At 51.7% G+C, this 15,528-nt stretch carries 13 protein-coding genes; 2 read left to right on the top strand and 11 right to left on the bottom strand.

What is annotated here, in order from left to right; translation table 11 throughout:
• Positions 1-26: 26 nt before the first annotated feature.
• Genes ispH through ribF form a run of 5 tightly spaced genes read right to left on the bottom strand, consistent with a single transcriptional unit; the run spans position 27 to position 5,822 of the window.
• Positions 27-977: a 4-hydroxy-3-methylbut-2-enyl diphosphate reductase gene (ispH, locus tag DRI82_RS06465; RefSeq protein ID WP_114192679.1), complete on the bottom strand. Its 951-nt coding sequence runs from the start codon at positions 975-977 to the stop codon at positions 27-29.
• Positions 958-1,518 (bottom strand): FKBP-type peptidyl-prolyl cis-trans isomerase, encoded by a 561-nt coding sequence (gene fkpB, locus DRI82_RS06460; RefSeq protein ID WP_114192678.1) that lies wholly within the window; start codon positions 1,516-1,518, stop codon positions 958-960. Before fkpB ends, ispH begins: the two co-directional genes overlap by 20 nt.
• A gap of 4 nt (positions 1,519-1,522) precedes the next feature.
• Positions 1,523-2,038, bottom strand: a complete 516-nt coding sequence (gene lspA, locus DRI82_RS06455) for a signal peptidase II (protein ID WP_114192677.1) — start codon at positions 2,036-2,038, stop codon at positions 1,523-1,525.
• Complete coding sequence (gene ileS, locus DRI82_RS06450; RefSeq protein WP_114192676.1) at positions 2,038-4,851, bottom strand: isoleucine--tRNA ligase; 2,814 nt, start codon at positions 4,849-4,851, stop codon at positions 2,038-2,040. The genes lspA and ileS overlap by 1 nt, the downstream gene beginning before the upstream one ends.
• 32 nt (positions 4,852-4,883) lie before the next feature.
• A complete protein-coding gene (gene ribF, locus DRI82_RS06445) occupies positions 4,884-5,822 on the bottom strand; it encodes a bifunctional riboflavin kinase/FAD synthetase (RefSeq protein WP_114192675.1) in 939 nt (312 codons plus the stop codon).
• Positions 5,823-6,231: 409 nt separating this feature from the next.
• Between ribF and rpsT the strand changes: the two genes are divergently transcribed.
• Entirely contained in the window at positions 6,232-6,495 is a 264-nt protein-coding gene (gene rpsT, locus DRI82_RS06435; RefSeq protein ID WP_114192674.1) for a 30S ribosomal protein S20, read from the top strand.
• A gap of 76 nt (positions 6,496-6,571) precedes the next feature.
• Here the strand turns inward: rpsT and nhaR are convergent, their stop codons facing one another.
• The 4 genes from nhaR to dnaK all read right to left on the bottom strand — a co-directional run bounded on the left by nhaR (position 6,572) and on the right by dnaK (position 12,445).
• Positions 6,572-7,471: a transcriptional activator NhaR gene (gene nhaR / locus DRI82_RS06430; protein WP_114192673.1), complete on the bottom strand. Its 900-nt coding sequence runs from the start codon at positions 7,469-7,471 to the stop codon at positions 6,572-6,574.
• A 176-nt stretch (positions 7,472-7,647) separates the two neighbouring features.
• A complete protein-coding gene (nhaA, locus tag DRI82_RS06425) occupies positions 7,648-8,820 on the bottom strand; it encodes a Na+/H+ antiporter NhaA (RefSeq protein ID WP_114192672.1) in 1,173 nt (390 codons plus the stop codon).
• A gap of 470 nt (positions 8,821-9,290) precedes the next feature.
• Positions 9,291-10,418 (bottom strand): molecular chaperone DnaJ, encoded by a 1,128-nt coding sequence (gene dnaJ, locus DRI82_RS06420; protein WP_114192671.1) that lies wholly within the window; start codon positions 10,416-10,418, stop codon positions 9,291-9,293.
• Between the two features lie 110 nt (positions 10,419-10,528).
• Positions 10,529-12,445, bottom strand: a complete 1,917-nt coding sequence (gene dnaK / locus DRI82_RS06415) for a molecular chaperone DnaK (RefSeq protein WP_114192670.1) — start codon at positions 12,443-12,445, stop codon at positions 10,529-10,531.
• A 324-nt stretch (positions 12,446-12,769) separates the two neighbouring features.
• Between dnaK and satP the strand changes: the two genes are divergently transcribed.
• Positions 12,770-13,336 carry an acetate uptake transporter gene (gene satP, locus DRI82_RS06410; protein ID WP_114192669.1) on the top strand — a complete coding sequence of 189 codons (567 nt, stop codon included), beginning with the start codon at positions 12,770-12,772 and terminating at the stop codon, positions 13,334-13,336.
• A gap of 87 nt (positions 13,337-13,423) precedes the next feature.
• Here satP and DRI82_RS06405 read toward each other — a convergent pair whose 3' ends face one another.
• Entirely contained in the window at positions 13,424-14,746 is a 1,323-nt protein-coding gene (locus DRI82_RS06405; protein WP_114192668.1) for an MFS transporter, read from the bottom strand.
• A 128-nt stretch (positions 14,747-14,874) separates the two neighbouring features.
• Positions 14,875-15,462, bottom strand: a complete 588-nt coding sequence (mog, locus tag DRI82_RS06400) for a molybdopterin adenylyltransferase (protein ID WP_114192667.1) — start codon at positions 15,460-15,462, stop codon at positions 14,875-14,877.
• Positions 15,463-15,528 lie beyond the last annotated feature (66 nt).

The following is a 15,528-nucleotide window of genomic DNA, read 5'->3' as shown; positions in this document are numbered from 1 at the left end:
CATTTTTATTATCTAACGAGGTCTGCTTAATCGATCTGCTTAATCTCAACCCGCAATTCTTTGGGCACTTCAAACACAATATTCTCTTCGCGCCCGCTCATTTCAATCGCTGCATCACCACCGAGATCGCGCAATCGCTGAATGACGTCCTGCACCAGAATGTCCGGGGCCGAGGCACCCGCCGTCACGCCGACGCTCGCTGCGCCCTTGATCCAGATTTCCTGAATATCCGCAGCAGAGTCAATCAGATAAGCCTGCTTGCCCATTCTTTGCGCCAGTTCGGCCAAACGGTTGGAGTTGGACGAATTTTTGGAACCGACCACCAGCACAACATCTGCACCATCTGCCAGATTACGCACGGCTTCCTGCCGATTGGTTGTGGCGTAACAGATATCATCTTTGCGCGGCCCGATGATCTTGGGAAAACGCTGACGCAACGCATCAATCACATCTGACGTGTCATCCACTGACAGCGTTGTCTGGGTCATGAAGCATAAATTTGCCTCATCCTTGACGTTAAGCGCCCAAACATCCGCTGGGGATTCAACGAGGTACATGCCCCCTTTCGGGTTACTGTACTGGCCCATCGTGCCTTCCACTTCTGGATGGCCCGCATGGCCGATCAGGATCGCCTCGGTACCCTTTCTGCTCGCGCGCGCCACTTCCATATGGACTTTCGTCACCAACGGGCACGTCGCGTCAAAGACCGTCAGATCGCGGCATTTTGCCTCGGCACGCACCGCTTGCGAAACACCATGGGCCGAGAAAATCAGGATGGAACCATCCGGCACTTCATCAATCTGCTCAATGAATACCGCCCCGCGCGTACGCAGGCTGTCTACGACATAACGGTTGTGCACCACTTCGTGACGAACGTAAATCGGGGCGCCATACAGTTCGAGAGCACGCTCCACAATACTGATCGCACGATCCACGCCCGCACAGAACCCTCGCGGGTTAGCCAGCAATATTTGCATGGTTCTCCTCCAGCGACGGGTCGATCTCCAGAACTTCAATGTCGAAGCTCACTGCCTGACCCGCCAACGGATGGTTAAAATCGACGGTGATCGAATCTTCCGTGACCTCTCGCACCACACCTGGCATTTCACTGCCGTCCATCGCCGTAAACAGCATGATCGTACCGGCATCCGGGATCCCGGTCTCGATAAAATCGCGACGGGAAAAGAATTGAATCAAATCCGGACTTTGCATACCGAATGCTGACTCCGGTGCCAACGTGAATGCCCGCTTGTCACCCACCTGCAGATCCAGCAATTGCTGTTCCAGTTCCGCTGAGAGACTACCGTCGCCAAGACGAAACAGTGCCGGTTTTCCATTATTACGGGTCGACTCAGCGGTCGAGCCGTCTTCCAGTTTCAGGGTAAAATGCACTAATACGGCACTGTTGTTTTGTACCCGATCTGTTTTCTGACGATCTATTTCGTGACGATCTGTTTCATGACGATCTATTTCGTGACGATCTGCTTCATGACGATCTGCTTTGTGACAACCAGCCATACAATTAACCCTTATTCCTGACGGCCGTTTTATCTTTGTCGGGAGGCGCAAAAAAACCTTCCAGAACAATGATTACCGCACCAATACAGATGGCGGTGTCAGCCAGATTGAATACCGGCCAATGCCAGTCGTTAACGTAGAAATCAATGAAATCAATCACTACGCCGTGAACCATACGGTCAAAAAGATTGCCGAGCGCACCACCAATAATCAATGCATATGCCGCATTGACCAGCCTTTGTTTGGCGCTGGAACGATACATCAGTACGATCAGTACCACGCTGATGACCAGCGCAATCGCTGCAAAAAACCAACGTTGCCAACCACCTTTATCTGCCAGGAAGCTGAACGCCGCGCCGGGATTATGGGCATACGTCAGGTTAAAGAATGGCACCAGCGGCACCGACTCGCCAAGGTAAAAGTGGGCCATGACCCACTGTTTACTGCCGAGATCCAAAACCAGAACGATGAGCGCCAGCCAAAGCCAGCGCAACCCTGTTGAAGAAATCGGTTTACTCATCAGGCGAACTTACGCTCTTCGCCGTCACCGGCAACGTTGGTTACACAGCGGCCACAGATATCTGCATGCTCCGCCACCTGACCGATATCGCTGGTGTAATGCCAGCAACGCGGACATTTTTCACCGTCAGCTTTATCGAGTGTCACTTTCAGCCCTTTCAGTTCGCTCTGTTGCGCAGTGGCAGGTGCATCAGCAAAAGGTGCAACGTGAGCGGCCGAGGTCAGCAGGACAAAACGCAGTTCATCGCCGAGACTCAACAGACGCTCTGAAAGTGCGCTGTCTGCATACAACGTCACCGACGCTTCCAGTGATCCGCCAACGCGCTTGTCAGCACGGGCCTGTTCAATCACCTTGTTCACTTCGCCACGGACTTTCAGCAGGTCATCCCAGAAAGTGTCGTTCATTGGCTGGTTTTCTTCCAGACCAAACAAATCGGTGTACCACTCTTCAGTGAAAACATACTGGGCACGTTCACCCGGCAGATAAGCCCAGATTTCATCGGCTGTGAACGACATAATCGGTGCCATCCAGCGCACCAACGCCTCAGCAATATAGTAAAGCGCGGTCTGGCAACTACGGCGCGCAACGCTGTCGCTTTTCGCGGTGTACTGGCGATCCTTGATGATGTCCAGATAGAACGACCCCATCTCGATCGAACAGAAATGCATCAGTCGCTGTACCACAACGTGGAAATCATAGTTTTCATAAGCCGCCGTGATTTCAGCCTGCGCAGCCTGCGCACGCCCTACCGCCCAGCGATCCACTACGACCATCTCTTCCGGTTTGACCATGTCTTTACTTGGGTCAAAGCCATTCAGGTTAGCCAGCAGGAAGCGGGCGGTGTTACGGATACGACGATATGAATCCGCAGAACGTTTCAGAATTTCGTCTGAAACGGCAATTTCACCGGTGTAGTCAGTCGATGCCACCCACAGACGCAGAATGTCGCCACCCAGCTTGTTCATCACATCCTGTGGACTGACGGTGTTACCGATTGATTTGGACATCTTGCGGCCCTGACCATCAACGGTGAAGCCGTGGGTCAGCACTTGTCGGTAAGGGGCTTTGCCTTTCATCGCGGTAGAAATCATCAGCGATGACATAAACCATCCGCGGTGCTGGTCAGAACCTTCCAGATACATGTCTGGCTCGTGACCATTGAACTCAGGGCGAACCGCCACAACAGAAGAGTGCGTGGAGCCAGAGTCGAACCAGACATCCAGCGTATCAGGCACTTTCACGTAATCCGCAGCCTCGGCACCCAGCAGATCGGCCGGATCAAGATCCCACCATGCCTGAATGCCGTCTTGCTCAACGCGTTTTGCCACTTCTTCCATCAACTCAATGCTGCGTGGGTGAAGTTGTTCTGTCTCTTTATGCACGAACAGGGACATAGGCACGCCCCACGTACGCTGGCGGGAAATACACCAGTCAGGACGGTTGGCTACCATGTTCTCGATACGCGCCTGACCCCAATCAGGGATCCATTGAACACCCTTGATCTCTTCCAGGGATTTCTTGCGCAGACCATGCTGATCCATGCTGACAAACCACTGCGGTGTCGCGCGGAAGATGATCGGCGTTTTATGACGCCAGCAGCACGGGTAGCTGTGAACCAGTTTCTCCACATGCAACAGCGCGCCACGGCTACGCAGCAGCTCAACGATTACATCATTGGCCTTAAAGACAAACATACCATCCAGCTCAGGGAAGGTACCCGGCAAGAAGCAACCGTTCGGCCCCACCGGATTGGCCACTTCCAGCCCGTATTTCTGACCGATGATATAGTCATCAGGACCATGCCCCGGCGCAGTATGCACAGCACCGGTACCCGCATCCAGCGTGACGTGATCGCCAAGGATTGCAGGCTCTTCGATGTCAAGGAACGGGTGTTTGAAACGCAACAGCTCAAGATCGGCACCCTTGCAACTACCCAATACTTCATAGTGGGTGAAGCCAGCACGTTTCATGACGCTTTCAACCAGCTCCGCAGCCAGAATCACGCATTGACCTTCAACCTGAACCAGTTGATAGGTAAATTCAGGATTGAGCGAAATCGCGCGGCTGGCAGGCAGGGTCCATGGCGTCGTGGTCCAGATGACCAACGATACCGGGCCACTGAACTGGGTTACACCAAACTTGGCAGCGACACCCGCCGGATCGATGGCATGAAACGCCACATCAATCGACGGCGAGGTTTTGTCGTAATACTCAACTTCGGCTTCTGCCAGGGACGAACGGCAGTCGGTACACCAATGCACTGGTTTGGCACCTTTATGCAGGTGACCATTGGCGATGATTTTGCCCAACGCACGAATAATGTTGGCTTCGGTGTTGAAGTCCATTGTCAGGTAGGGGTGATCCCAGTCGCCCAACACACCCAGACGGATGAAATCTTTCTTCTGCCCTTCAACCTGCTCGGCCGCATATTTACGGCATGCCGTACGGAATTCTGCCGCACTGACTTTTTCGCCTGGCTTACCGATCAACTGCTCAACTTTCAGTTCGATAGGCAGACCATGGCAGTCCCAGCCCGGAACATAGGGTGAATCATATCCGGCCAGACCTTTAGACTTGACAATAATGTCTTTGAGAATCTTGTTTACAGAGTGACCTATATGAATGCTGCCATTCGCATACGGAGGACCGTCGTGCAGAATAAAGGATTTCTTGCCTTTTTTGGCAGAACGAATAATCCCGTATAGATCCTGTTCATACCAACGTTGCAGCATGCCAGGCTCACGCTTGGCGAGATCGCCACGCATCGGGAACCCTGTTTCCGGCAAATTCAGGGTAGTCTTGTAGTCACTCATTAGATTCTCGGTTCCGTTTTCGGCTAGAGAGATTAAACCGGTGCTTTAAGCCCGAAATACTCACGGGTAGTCACCACATCGTTAGCGATTTGCTGCTTGAGGGCATCAAGCGAGGCAAAGCGCTGTTCATTGCGCACTTTTGCGCGGAGCACCACATCAATATGGCGCCCATAGAGATCCATTGTGACGTCCAGCAGATGAACTTCCAACTGCTGACGCACACCAGCCACCGTGGGCCGGGTACCGATATTGGCTACACCCGGAAACGGCGTTGGGCCAAGGCCAAACACCTCAACCGCATAGACGCCTTTAACAGGCGCGACCAGCCTTTTCAGGGGCAGATTCGCCGTCGGGAAACCGATCGTGCGGCCTAATGCATCACCGTGCACCACACGACCAGAAATACTGTAAGGATGCCCCAGCAAATTTTCAGCCAGGGTCAAATCGTCCTGACGCAGTGCATCGCGGATCGCAGTGCTGCTGATCCGTAGCCCGCCTTCACAGAAGGTATCGGTGCTGATCACGTCAAAACCAAACTCCGCTCCCGCCTTTTGCAGCAACGAGAAATCACCCGTTCTGCCAGCTCCGAAGCGGAAGTCGTCACCGACCATCAGGAACTTGACGCCCAGCTTTTCTACCAGCAAGTGGGAAACAAATGCCTGGGCTGTATTTGCTGCGAATCGCGAATCAAATGTAACGCAGAGCAAATAGTCCACGCCAGCATCTGCCAGGTAACGGGCTTTATCACGCAGGCGGGTTAAGCGCGCAGGTGCCCGGTCAGCCGCGAATAACTCCAGGGGCTGAGGTTCAAAAATCATCACCATGACTGGCAGCCCAAGCCGCTCACCTTCGCGCTTCAACTGTTGCAGCAGAGCCTTGTGGCCACGATGAACACCGTCAAAATTGCCAATAGTGAGCACGCAACCATGGTGGCGCGCCCGAATATTGTGTATACCGCGAATAAGCTCCATAGCTGGCTCAAAACAGTGGAAATCGGCGGATTATACCTTGTACAGCGGTCAAGGTTAACCGGCGATTCGCCTCTTTAATGTAATAGTCCTACCATACCGAAGATATCCCTGCGGTTAAATGGTTTCAGCGAGGGTTATCCACACAAATCGTATATCATTGCCAGACCATGCGCATAAACAGCCGGTTAGCTTGCGCAGGCAGGGGCAAAAGGCGCTCATTGTCGTTTTTTCTCGCGAAAGGCTGTATTCCCGCCCCTGAAGCTGTTAAAATCCTGCGCCATCACAACGTAACAAGTGCCGCACGTACAAACGGCGCTTATTTGCACAAATCCATTGACAAAAGAAGGCTAAAAGGGCATATTCCTCGGCCTTTGAATTGTCCTCAATAGAATATTTTGGGAGTTGGACCTTGGCTAATATCAAATCAGCTAAGAAACGCGCTGTACAATCAGAAAAACGTCGCAAGCACAACACTAGCCGTCGTTCTATGATGCGTACCTTTATCAAGAAGGTACATACAGCGATTGCAGCTGGCGATAAAGAAGCTGCACAAAATGCATTTAATGAAATGCAACCGATCGTGGACCGTCAGTCCTGTAAAGGCCTGATCCACAAAAACAAGGCAGCCCGTCATAAGGCTAACTTGACCAAGCAAATCAACGCAATGCAATAATCGCATTACATTGTTAGCTTGATAAAAAAACCGGCTTTGGCCGGTTTTTTTACGTCTGTCAGTTACCCAACCTTGCTCATGTTGAACAAAAAACGTCGCTGAAATCACGATGGCATATCCTCTGAACTGCCGGATGCTGAATCATTCTCTCTGCAAAAATCACGTAGTACTCTTCCTGAATGGCCTCAACCCGGCCAATTTCCACGATGCCATCTTCATGAAAAATCTCGGCAGCATAGAGAGAAGGGGCGACAAAAATCGCGTTATGCGACTTACCAAAAGCCTTCATCAATGCCGCATCGTCAAATTCACCAAGAATCTCGACCTGAATGCCCTGGGTGTTAAACCAGTTAAGCAGTTTTCTGCCAAGCATGGAGCGCCGTCCGGGTATCAACAGACGCCGCTGCTGTAAACTGGCGGGGAAAGGCAGATCAGGAATCGGCTGCTGGCAATAGAAACTGGTTGCACACTCACCCAATTTGACAGAAAACAGCCCTGCTTGCTGGCTTGAGTCCACCGGACAGTCTGACAGGATCATATCGAGTTTGTGCTGGCTCAACTGTTCGAGAAGCATTTCATGGGTCGATTCGAAACAGCGCAGGTGAATCTGTTCATTGTCGACCACCGCCGCTTCAAGCACGCGGCTGACCAGCCTTTTTGACAACGCATCGGCAACACCCACATCAAACAGCAAGTTGGATTCTTTACGGTAGTTAACGATGTCCATCATTTCTTGACTGAGCATGAACATCTTATCGGCATAACGAAAAACCAGTTGCCCCAGTTCAGAAGGAACAAGCCCCCTTCCCTGTCGTTTGAACAGTTTGCCGTTCAGCCGATCTTCCAGCGCTTTAATTTGACCGGTGATGGTTTGCGGTGTCAAAAACAGCGCCTCCGCCGCGCCAACGACCGACCCCGCCTTACAGACCTGCCAAAAGTAATAGAGATGATTAAAGTTGATGTGTGATAACCGCACTATGCGCTCTCCATAACGTACATGCTGCCCCGAATGCTGCTGTACGCGATTTCCATGTATTTCCAGAAGGGGATTCGCCGGCAATAGTGCGTCAGCAGCAACGCTATGCCGCTGACACCATCGTTCGTTCAAACCGAAGCGAGACCGGTTACATCGGGAGTATATCCTACTTAATATCAGGCAAGGTGTCTGGCTGGTAGCGCCCGTTTCAATAAAAAATACCCCGCGATGGCAGAGAGGATAGATCCGCCGAGAATCCCGACTTTCGAATACACGATCAATTCAGGATCCGCATGCTCGAAGGCCAGCGATGCGATGAAAATTGACATCGTAAACCCGATACCGCAGAGCACTGACGTCGCCATAATCTGTTTGAATGTCACCCCAGTTGGCAACGCGGCCAGACGTAATTTCACTGACAGCCAGCAGAACAGCGTAATCCCCAACGGCTTGCCAAACATGAGGCCAGCGGCAATACCCAGCGGCACCATTGACGTCAAACCTTCAACCGATGCAGTCCGCAGATCGATTCCGGCATTGGCAAAAGCAAACAGCGGTAGAATCAGCCATGAAACCCAGGGATGCAGGCCATGTTCGAGTTTACGAGAAGGCGAATGGTGCTCAGTGCGGTTAAGCGGGATAAAGAACCCGAGGATAACCCCAGCCAAGGTGGCGTGAACACCTGACTTAAGCACGCAGACCCACAGGAAAATGCCAACCAGTATATACAGCGAGATGCGACTGACACCGCGCCAGTTCATATAAGCCAATAACACGATAGCCGCAGCGGCCATCCCCAATGCGGTCATTGAAACCTGTGCGGTATAAAACAGGGCAATAATTACAATCGCGCCAAGGTCATCAATAATCGCCAACGCCAGCAGGAATACTTTCAGGCTCAACGGAACGCGATGGCCCAACAGGGCGAGAACACCCACAGCAAAGGCAATATCCGTCGCCGCCGGGATCGCCCAACCATGACGTGCAACCTCATCGCCGCCATTGAAAAGCAAGAAGATCAGGGCCGGTGCGATCATTCCCCCCAATGCTGCCACGGCGGGAAACACGGCTTTTTCGCGTCCGGCCAAAGAGCCATCCAGCAATTCACGTTTTACTTCCAGGCCCACGATCAGGAAAAACAGGGCCATGAATCCATCGTTAATCCACAATAACAAAGGCTTACTAATGTCCAGCGAGGCGATTTTCAGCGAAACAGGGAGATCAAGAATGCTGTGGTAGAACCCGTTCAGAGACGTATTGGCCATGAAAAGGGCAATAATGGCAGCAATGATCAGGACAATACCGCCAGAAGCTTCCATACGTAGAAATTGACGGATCAGATTGTTCACGTAAAACTCCCTTTCTTAATAAATTTCTCAACTTAATGAGTTGGTAAGAATAATAACTGCATAAGATTACTCAACATTACTCCTCGTTAAAAGAAGCTTTTAATCGCTAAATGGCTCGGAAAATTCGAAATATCCGACGAGTGAGACTGAATCTGTTGTTGCCATCACATAAAACAAAAACGAGTACGCCGGAATGATCCGGCGTACTCGTCACATGAAGCGTGTTTTCTGGCAGGGGTCGTTACGATTTCAGTGCAGCAGGAACCGCCAGCAACCCCGCAACAGCCTTTAAGCATACCGGCACCAGCGATAGCTGGAATGATCGGTAAAAATACGCTGGAAACCACGTCGAGAAAACGGGCAACGATATTCTTTTGCACGTTCGGTGTTACCGTTAAAATAAAAGCCAGTCAGAAAAACTGACCGGCTTTTATTGTACTGCCTTGAAAAATTATCGATTGAAATGACGCTTAGCGCGTCAGATCGTCGAAGAATTTCTTCACGCCATCCAGGAAGCTTTTCGAACGGGGACTGTTGTTTCTGTCTCCGGCGAAACTGTCTTCCAGCTCGCGCAACAGCTGTTTCTGCTTCTCGTTCAGGCTGACGGGCGTTTCTACCACCACGCGGCACAGCAAGTCTCCCTGACTGCCACCACGCACCGATTTCACACCACGCCCACGCATACGGAACAATTTACCGGTTTGCGTCTCCGCCGGAACTTTCAATTTAACGCGACCATCCAGCGTTGGGACTTCAATCTCGCCGCCCAAGGCTGCCATTGCAAAGTTGATAGGCACTTCGCAATACAGGTTATTACCTTCACGCTCAAAAATCTTGTGCGCTTTAACCTGAACCTGAACGTACAAGTCGCCTGCAGGTGCACCGTGCTCGCCTGCTTCACCTTCACCAGCCAGGCGAATACGATCGCCTGTGTCCACGCCGGCAGGAATTTTCACTGACAACGTTTTGGATTTTTCTACGCGACCATGTCCATGACATTTGGTGCATGGATCTTTGATAGTCTGTCCGCGGCCATGACAAGTCGGACACGCCTGCTGGACGGTAAAAAAGCCCTGGCGCATCTGCACCTGGCCCGCACCATGACAGGTTGGACAGGTTACTGGAGCACTGCCCGCTTTTGCACCGCTGCCATGGCAGACATCACACTCTTCCAACGTAGGAATGCGGATCTCTTTGGTCACGCCGCGTACCGCTTCTTCCAGCGTCAGATCCATGTTGTAGCGCAAATCCGAACCACGGCTGGCACGCTGACGACGGCCTCCGCCAAAAATATCACCAAATACATCGCCGAAAATATCGCTGAAGTCAGCACCGCCGCCGCCAAAACCCCCTGCGCCGCCCATTCCGCCCTGCTCAAACGCTGCATGGCCGTATTGATCGTAGGCTGCACGTTTCTGAGCATCGGTCAGAATTTCATAAGCTTCTTTGACTTCTTTGAATTTGGCTTCCGATTCTTTATCACCCTGATTGCGATCCGGGTGGAACTTCATCGCCAGGCGTTTGTAGGCCTTTTTGATTTCACGCTCTTCCGCCGATTTGGAAACGCCTAAAACCTCGTAATAGTCTCTCTTCGCCATTCTTTAATCCTGCCCCTAACATGCATACACGGGCGTTGAGTTTCCCCGACGCCCGTGCTGGTTAATCAGCAACAGTAGTTAATACCGCTACCGTGCCCGCTTAAGGGCTCTTATTTTTTGTCTTTGACTTCTTCAAATTCAGCGTCGACTACGTCGTCATCTTTCTTCGCACTCGCATCCGCTGCGCCTGCATCAGCACCGGCCTGAGCCTGCTGCTGCTGTGCCATTTCCAGCAGTTTGCCAGAAACCTGCACCAGCGCCTGGATCTTGGCTTCGATGTCCGCTTTGTCTTCGCCACGCGCTGCCGTTTCCAACCCTTTCAGCGCTTCTTCGATAGCGGTTTTGTCTTCAGCTGGCAGTTGATCGCCTGCTTCTTCCAGTTGCTTACGCGTTCCGTGGATCAGATGATCCGCCTGGTTGCGGGTTGAGACCAGCTCTTCAAACTTGCGATCCGCTTCCGCATTGGCTTCAGCATCGCTGACCATCTTCTGGATTTCAGCTTCCGTCAAACCAGAAGACGCCTTGATGGTGATCTTCTGCTCACGACCGGTATTCTTGTCTTTCGCAGACACATGCAGAATACCATCCGCGTCCAGGTCGAAGGTCACTTCGATCTGAGCCATACCGCGCGGTGCCGCCTGAATACCGTCCAGGTTGAACTGACCCAGCGACTTGTTATCACTGGAACGTTTACGCTCACCCTGCAGCACATGGATGGTTACCGCAGACTGGTTGTCTTCCGCAGTCGAGAACACCTGGCTGTGCTTGGTCGGGATCGTGGTGTTTTTGGTGATCAGTGGAGTCATCACGCCGCCCATGGTTTCGATACCCAGAGACAGAGGGGTAACGTCCAGCAGCAACACGTCTTTCACTTCACCTGTCAACACACCGCCCTGAACTGCTGCACCAATGGCGACAGCTTCGTCCGGGTTGACGTCTTTACGCGGTTCTTTACCAAAGAATTCAGCCACTTTCTTCTGAACCATTGGCATACGGGTCTGCCCACCTACCAGGATCACATCCTGTACATCAGACACTGACAGGCCAGCATCTTTCAATGCGACTTTCAGTGGCTCGATGCAGCGGTTAACCAAATCTTCTACCAGTGACTCCAGTTTTGCACGGGTCACCTTGATGTTCATGTGTTTCGGACCAGACGCATCTGCAGTGATGTACGGCAGGTTAACGTCAGTCTGCTGAGCAGAAGACAGCTCGATTTTCGCTTTTTCTGCCGCTTCTTTCAGACGCTGCATGGCCAACGGATCATTACGCAGATCCATGCCTTGATCTTTCTTGAACTCATCAACCAGGTAGTTGATCAGACGGCTATCAAAGTCTTCACCACCCAAATGGGTATCACCGTTGGTTGCCAGTACTTCGAACGTCTTCTCACCGTCGACATCGTCGATTTCGATGATAGAAATATCGAAGGTACCACCACCCAGGTCATAAACCGCGATAGTGCGGTTGCCCATTTCTTTGTCCATACCGTAGGCCAGAGCCGCTGCGGTAGGTTCGTTGATGATACGTTTTACTTCCAGACCCGCGATACGGCCAGCGTCTTTGGTCGCCTGGCGCTGAGCATCGTTAAAGTATGCGGGTACAGTGATAACTGCTTCAGTAACGGGTTCACCCAGGAAATCTTCAGCAGTTTTCTTCATTTTCTTCAGCACTTCTGCAGAGATCTGCGGTGGTGCAATTTTCTGGCCTTTCACATCAATCCAGGCATCACCGTTATCTGTGCCAACGATTTTGTACGGCATGATGTTTGCGTCACGCTGTACTTCTTCGTCCTGAAAACGACGGCCAATCAAACGCTTGATGGCAAACAACGTATTCTGTGGGTTAGTCACAGCCTGACGTTTAGCCGGTTGACCAACCAGAATCTCACCATCCTGAGTGTATGCAATAATTGAAGGCGTTGTACGATCACCCTCGCTGTTTTCCAGCACACGTGCCTGAGCACCATCCATAATCGCTACACAAGAGTTGGTAGTACCCAGGTCGATACCAATAATTTTTCCCATCTAAACGTCTCCACTAAAAAGTCATATTCGGTCAAGTTGCTAATGTATATGCGGGCGTTTTTATGATTTTCAACACCCGATATTTCCGGCTGACCCGCTATTAGCAACCGCGGTTGCAATTAAGATGGGGCCAGTAGCCACATCATCAAGGGGGGAGATGAAAAAAAATTACTTTTATTCCCCTCCAGATCATTGTTTACCCGCTTGCAGGTCATTATGATGCCGCGCGCTATCTGGAATGTGGGGACGTTTCATTCATTCCAAAGGGGCAAACACACACAAACATAATCTGAAACCTGGAATTCTCTATTTTGCAGAGGACTTATGCACTCTAAAACGTTGGCGAACCCTGGCCCGCTCGGCCTGATGGGATTTGGTATGACCACCATCTTACTGAATCTGCACAATGCGGGCTTCTTTCCACTGACGTCAGTCATCATCAGTATGGGGATTTTCTATGGCGGGATCGCCCAGATCTTTGCCGGAATTCTCGAGTTCAAGAAAGGCAATACGTTTGGCGTAACCGCATTTACCTCCTATGGCGCATTTTGGCTGAGTCTGGTGGGTATTTTGCTACTGCCACGCATGGGATTGGCTGAACCTACTGATGACGTGTTTCTGGGCGTATATCTGGCGCTGTGGGGCGTTTTCACCCTTTTCATGTTCTTTGGCACACTGCGCGCCAATCGCGGCCTGCAATTTGTTTTCGGCAGCCTGACGGTGCTGTTCGCATTGCTGGCAATCGGCAACATTACCGGCAACCATGCCATTCTGGTGTTTGCAGGCTATGAAGGCATCATTTGCGGTGCCAGCGCGATCTATCTGGCGATGGCTGAAGTGCTCAATGAGCAAGCGGGTCGTACCGTGTTGCCAATTGGCGTCATGAAATAACGGCTGATTTCCTCATCACCGCCATGAAACAAAACGCCCCGCTCATTATTTGCGGGGCGTTTTTCATTATGGGAAAGGGTTGCGCATTCAGTTTCGGCTGATTATCCCTTCTTCCAGCGCCCGCTCCGTTTTGCTCTCACTGTTCAAATCACGGCTGAGGTAAATCCCGACCAGCAGACCAATAACCGAGAGCGCCAACACATAATAGGCCGGAGCCATTGGGGTAATTCTCATGATCGCCGCAAGGAATACCGGTGTTAGCCCCCCACAAATGGCGTAGGACACGTTGTAGGAGAATGAGAGTCCGCTAAAGCGCACTTCGGCTGGGAATGCCCGAACCATAACGTAGGGCACTGCACCAACCACACCAACACTGAACCCTACCAATGCGTAGGTGGCGAACAGATGCTCAGGGCCAACAGCAACGCTATGGTAGAAAACCCAACTGCATACGCCTAGCAGCAGACTCCCTGCAATAAAGGTTTTGCTGGCACCAATACGATCCGCAATCGTCCCGGAAACAATACAGCCCAAAGCGAGTGCAATAGTTGCCAGGCTGTTTGCCTGCAATGCCATCGCTGGCGCGATGCCAAACTGTTTTTGCAGATACGTTGGCGTCATCAGAATGACCACCACGATCCCGGCCGACAACAGCCAGGTCAGTAGCATCGACACCACCACCTCTTTGCGGTGGTTGAGAAGCACAGATTTCAGCGGCATCTCTTCTGCCAGGGTTTTGCGTTTCTGCATCTCAATGAAAATGGGGGTTTCCTGCAGCCAGCGGCGCAGATACATGGCAAACAGGCCAAAAACCCCGCCGAGGAAGAACGGAATACGCCAGCCACCATCATGGATAGCCTGCTGGGTCATGGTCGTGTTCATTACAGTGGCCACCAGCGACCCGAGCAAAATACCTGCCGTCAAACCAGCCGTCAGCGTGCCACAGGCAAAACCAATGCGTTTACGCGGAACATGCTCAGAAACAAATACCCAGGCACCCGGCACTTCGCCGCCAATCGCTGCACCTTGCAAAATGCGCATCAACAGCAGTAACAGCGGTGCGGCAACGCCAATAGACGCATACGTTGGCAGCAGACCCATCGCCAATGTCGGCAAGGCCATCAACAGAATACTCAGGGTGAACATTTTTTTGCGACCCACCAGATCGCCGAAGTGGGCCATAATGATCCCGCCCAGCGGACGAACCAGATAGCCAGCAGCAAAAATACCGAACGTCTGCATCTGTCGTAACCATTCCGGCGTATCTGGCGGGAAGAACAGCTCGCCTATTACTACGCTGAAAAAGACAAAGATGATGAAGTCGTAAAATTCGAGAGCGCCGCCCAATGCTGCAAGGGTCAGGGTTTTGTAGTCTTGCCGGTTGAGTCGGCGATTTTGAACGTGATGCATAAGATACCGTACGAGGCCAGAGTGTAGAATAGGAAAGCATTGCCGCTTTATGTAAACTTCTGCTTACTATAGCGGCAATTATTTTACACACCACTCCGACTGAATCTTATGTCAGAAATAATCCAAAATTAGCTTTTTGTTTCGCGGATTGCATTCTTGGGGCGAAAAGATGCTACGACAGTGTCATTCGTTTCTATATACGGCCCCTCAAGAAGCTGGATGCAGTAGGGTACACTGGCAAAAATCCCAGGCATAATCACGTTACCCTGCGGGTCTTTTACACCTTCCAGCGTTTCTTTAATCGATTTGGGTTGGCCGGGCAGATTGATAATCAGCGCCTGCTTGCGGATTACACCCACCTGACGGGAGAGGATCGCAGTAGGCACAAAATGAAGGCTAATCTGCCGCATCTGCTCTCCAAAACCGGGCATTTCGCGATCGGCAATCGCCAGCGTGGCGTCTGGGGTGACATCACGTCTGGCTGGCCCGGTTCCACCGGTAGTCAACACCAGGTGACAACCACTCTCATCCACCAATTCGCACAGCGTCTGCTCGATCAATGTCTGCTCATCGGGAATCAACCGCGTTTCTACGACAAATGCTGAACTTAACGCGCTCTCCAGCCACGCCTGCAAGGCAGGTAAACCTTTGTCCTGATAGACGCCGCTGGATGCACGATCCGACACCGACACTAACCCAATGCGTAATTTATTCATCTCACCACCTTTATCGATGTCTCTTCAGGCGAAAGCATTTTACCTGCGCCCCATCCTGTTCATTTG

The sequence above is a fragment of the Edaphovirga cremea genome (assembly GCF_003332275.1).
Lineage (GTDB): Bacteria > Pseudomonadota > Gammaproteobacteria > Enterobacterales > Enterobacteriaceae > Edaphovirga > Edaphovirga cremea.
Note: the sequence above shows the minus strand (reverse complement) of the source record. Positions and strands in the feature narration are given on the sequence as shown.

Bases quoted from the DNA above. Each gene is read 5' to 3' on its own strand.
- dnaK (WP_114192670.1), bottom strand. From the start codon at position 12,445: ATGGGAAAAATTATTGGTATCGACCTGGGTACTACCAACTCTTGTGTA.
- ispH (WP_114192679.1), bottom strand. From the start codon at position 977: ATGCAAATATTGCTGGCTAACCCGCGAGGGTTCTGTGCGGGCGTGGAT.
- DRI82_RS06405 (WP_114192668.1), bottom strand. From the start codon at position 14,746: ATGCATCACGTTCAAAATCGCCGACTCAACCGGCAAGACTACAAAACC.
- lspA (WP_114192677.1), bottom strand. From the start codon at position 2,038: ATGAGTAAACCGATTTCTTCAACAGGGTTGCGCTGGCTTTGGCTGGCG.
- dnaJ (WP_114192671.1), bottom strand. From the start codon at position 10,418: ATGGCGAAGAGAGACTATTACGAGGTTTTAGGCGTTTCCAAATCGGCG.
- ribF (WP_114192675.1), bottom strand. From the start codon at position 5,822: ATGGAGCTTATTCGCGGTATACACAATATTCGGGCGCGCCACCATGGT.
- ileS (WP_114192676.1), bottom strand. From the start codon at position 4,851: ATGAGTGACTACAAGACTACCCTGAATTTGCCGGAAACAGGGTTCCCG.
- satP (WP_114192669.1), top strand. From the start codon at position 12,770: ATGCACTCTAAAACGTTGGCGAACCCTGGCCCGCTCGGCCTGATGGGA.
- mog (WP_114192667.1), bottom strand. From the start codon at position 15,462: ATGAATAAATTACGCATTGGGTTAGTGTCGGTGTCGGATCGTGCATCC.
- fkpB (WP_114192678.1), bottom strand. From the start codon at position 1,518: ATGGCTGGTTGTCACAAAGCAGATCGTCATGAAGCAGATCGTCACGAA.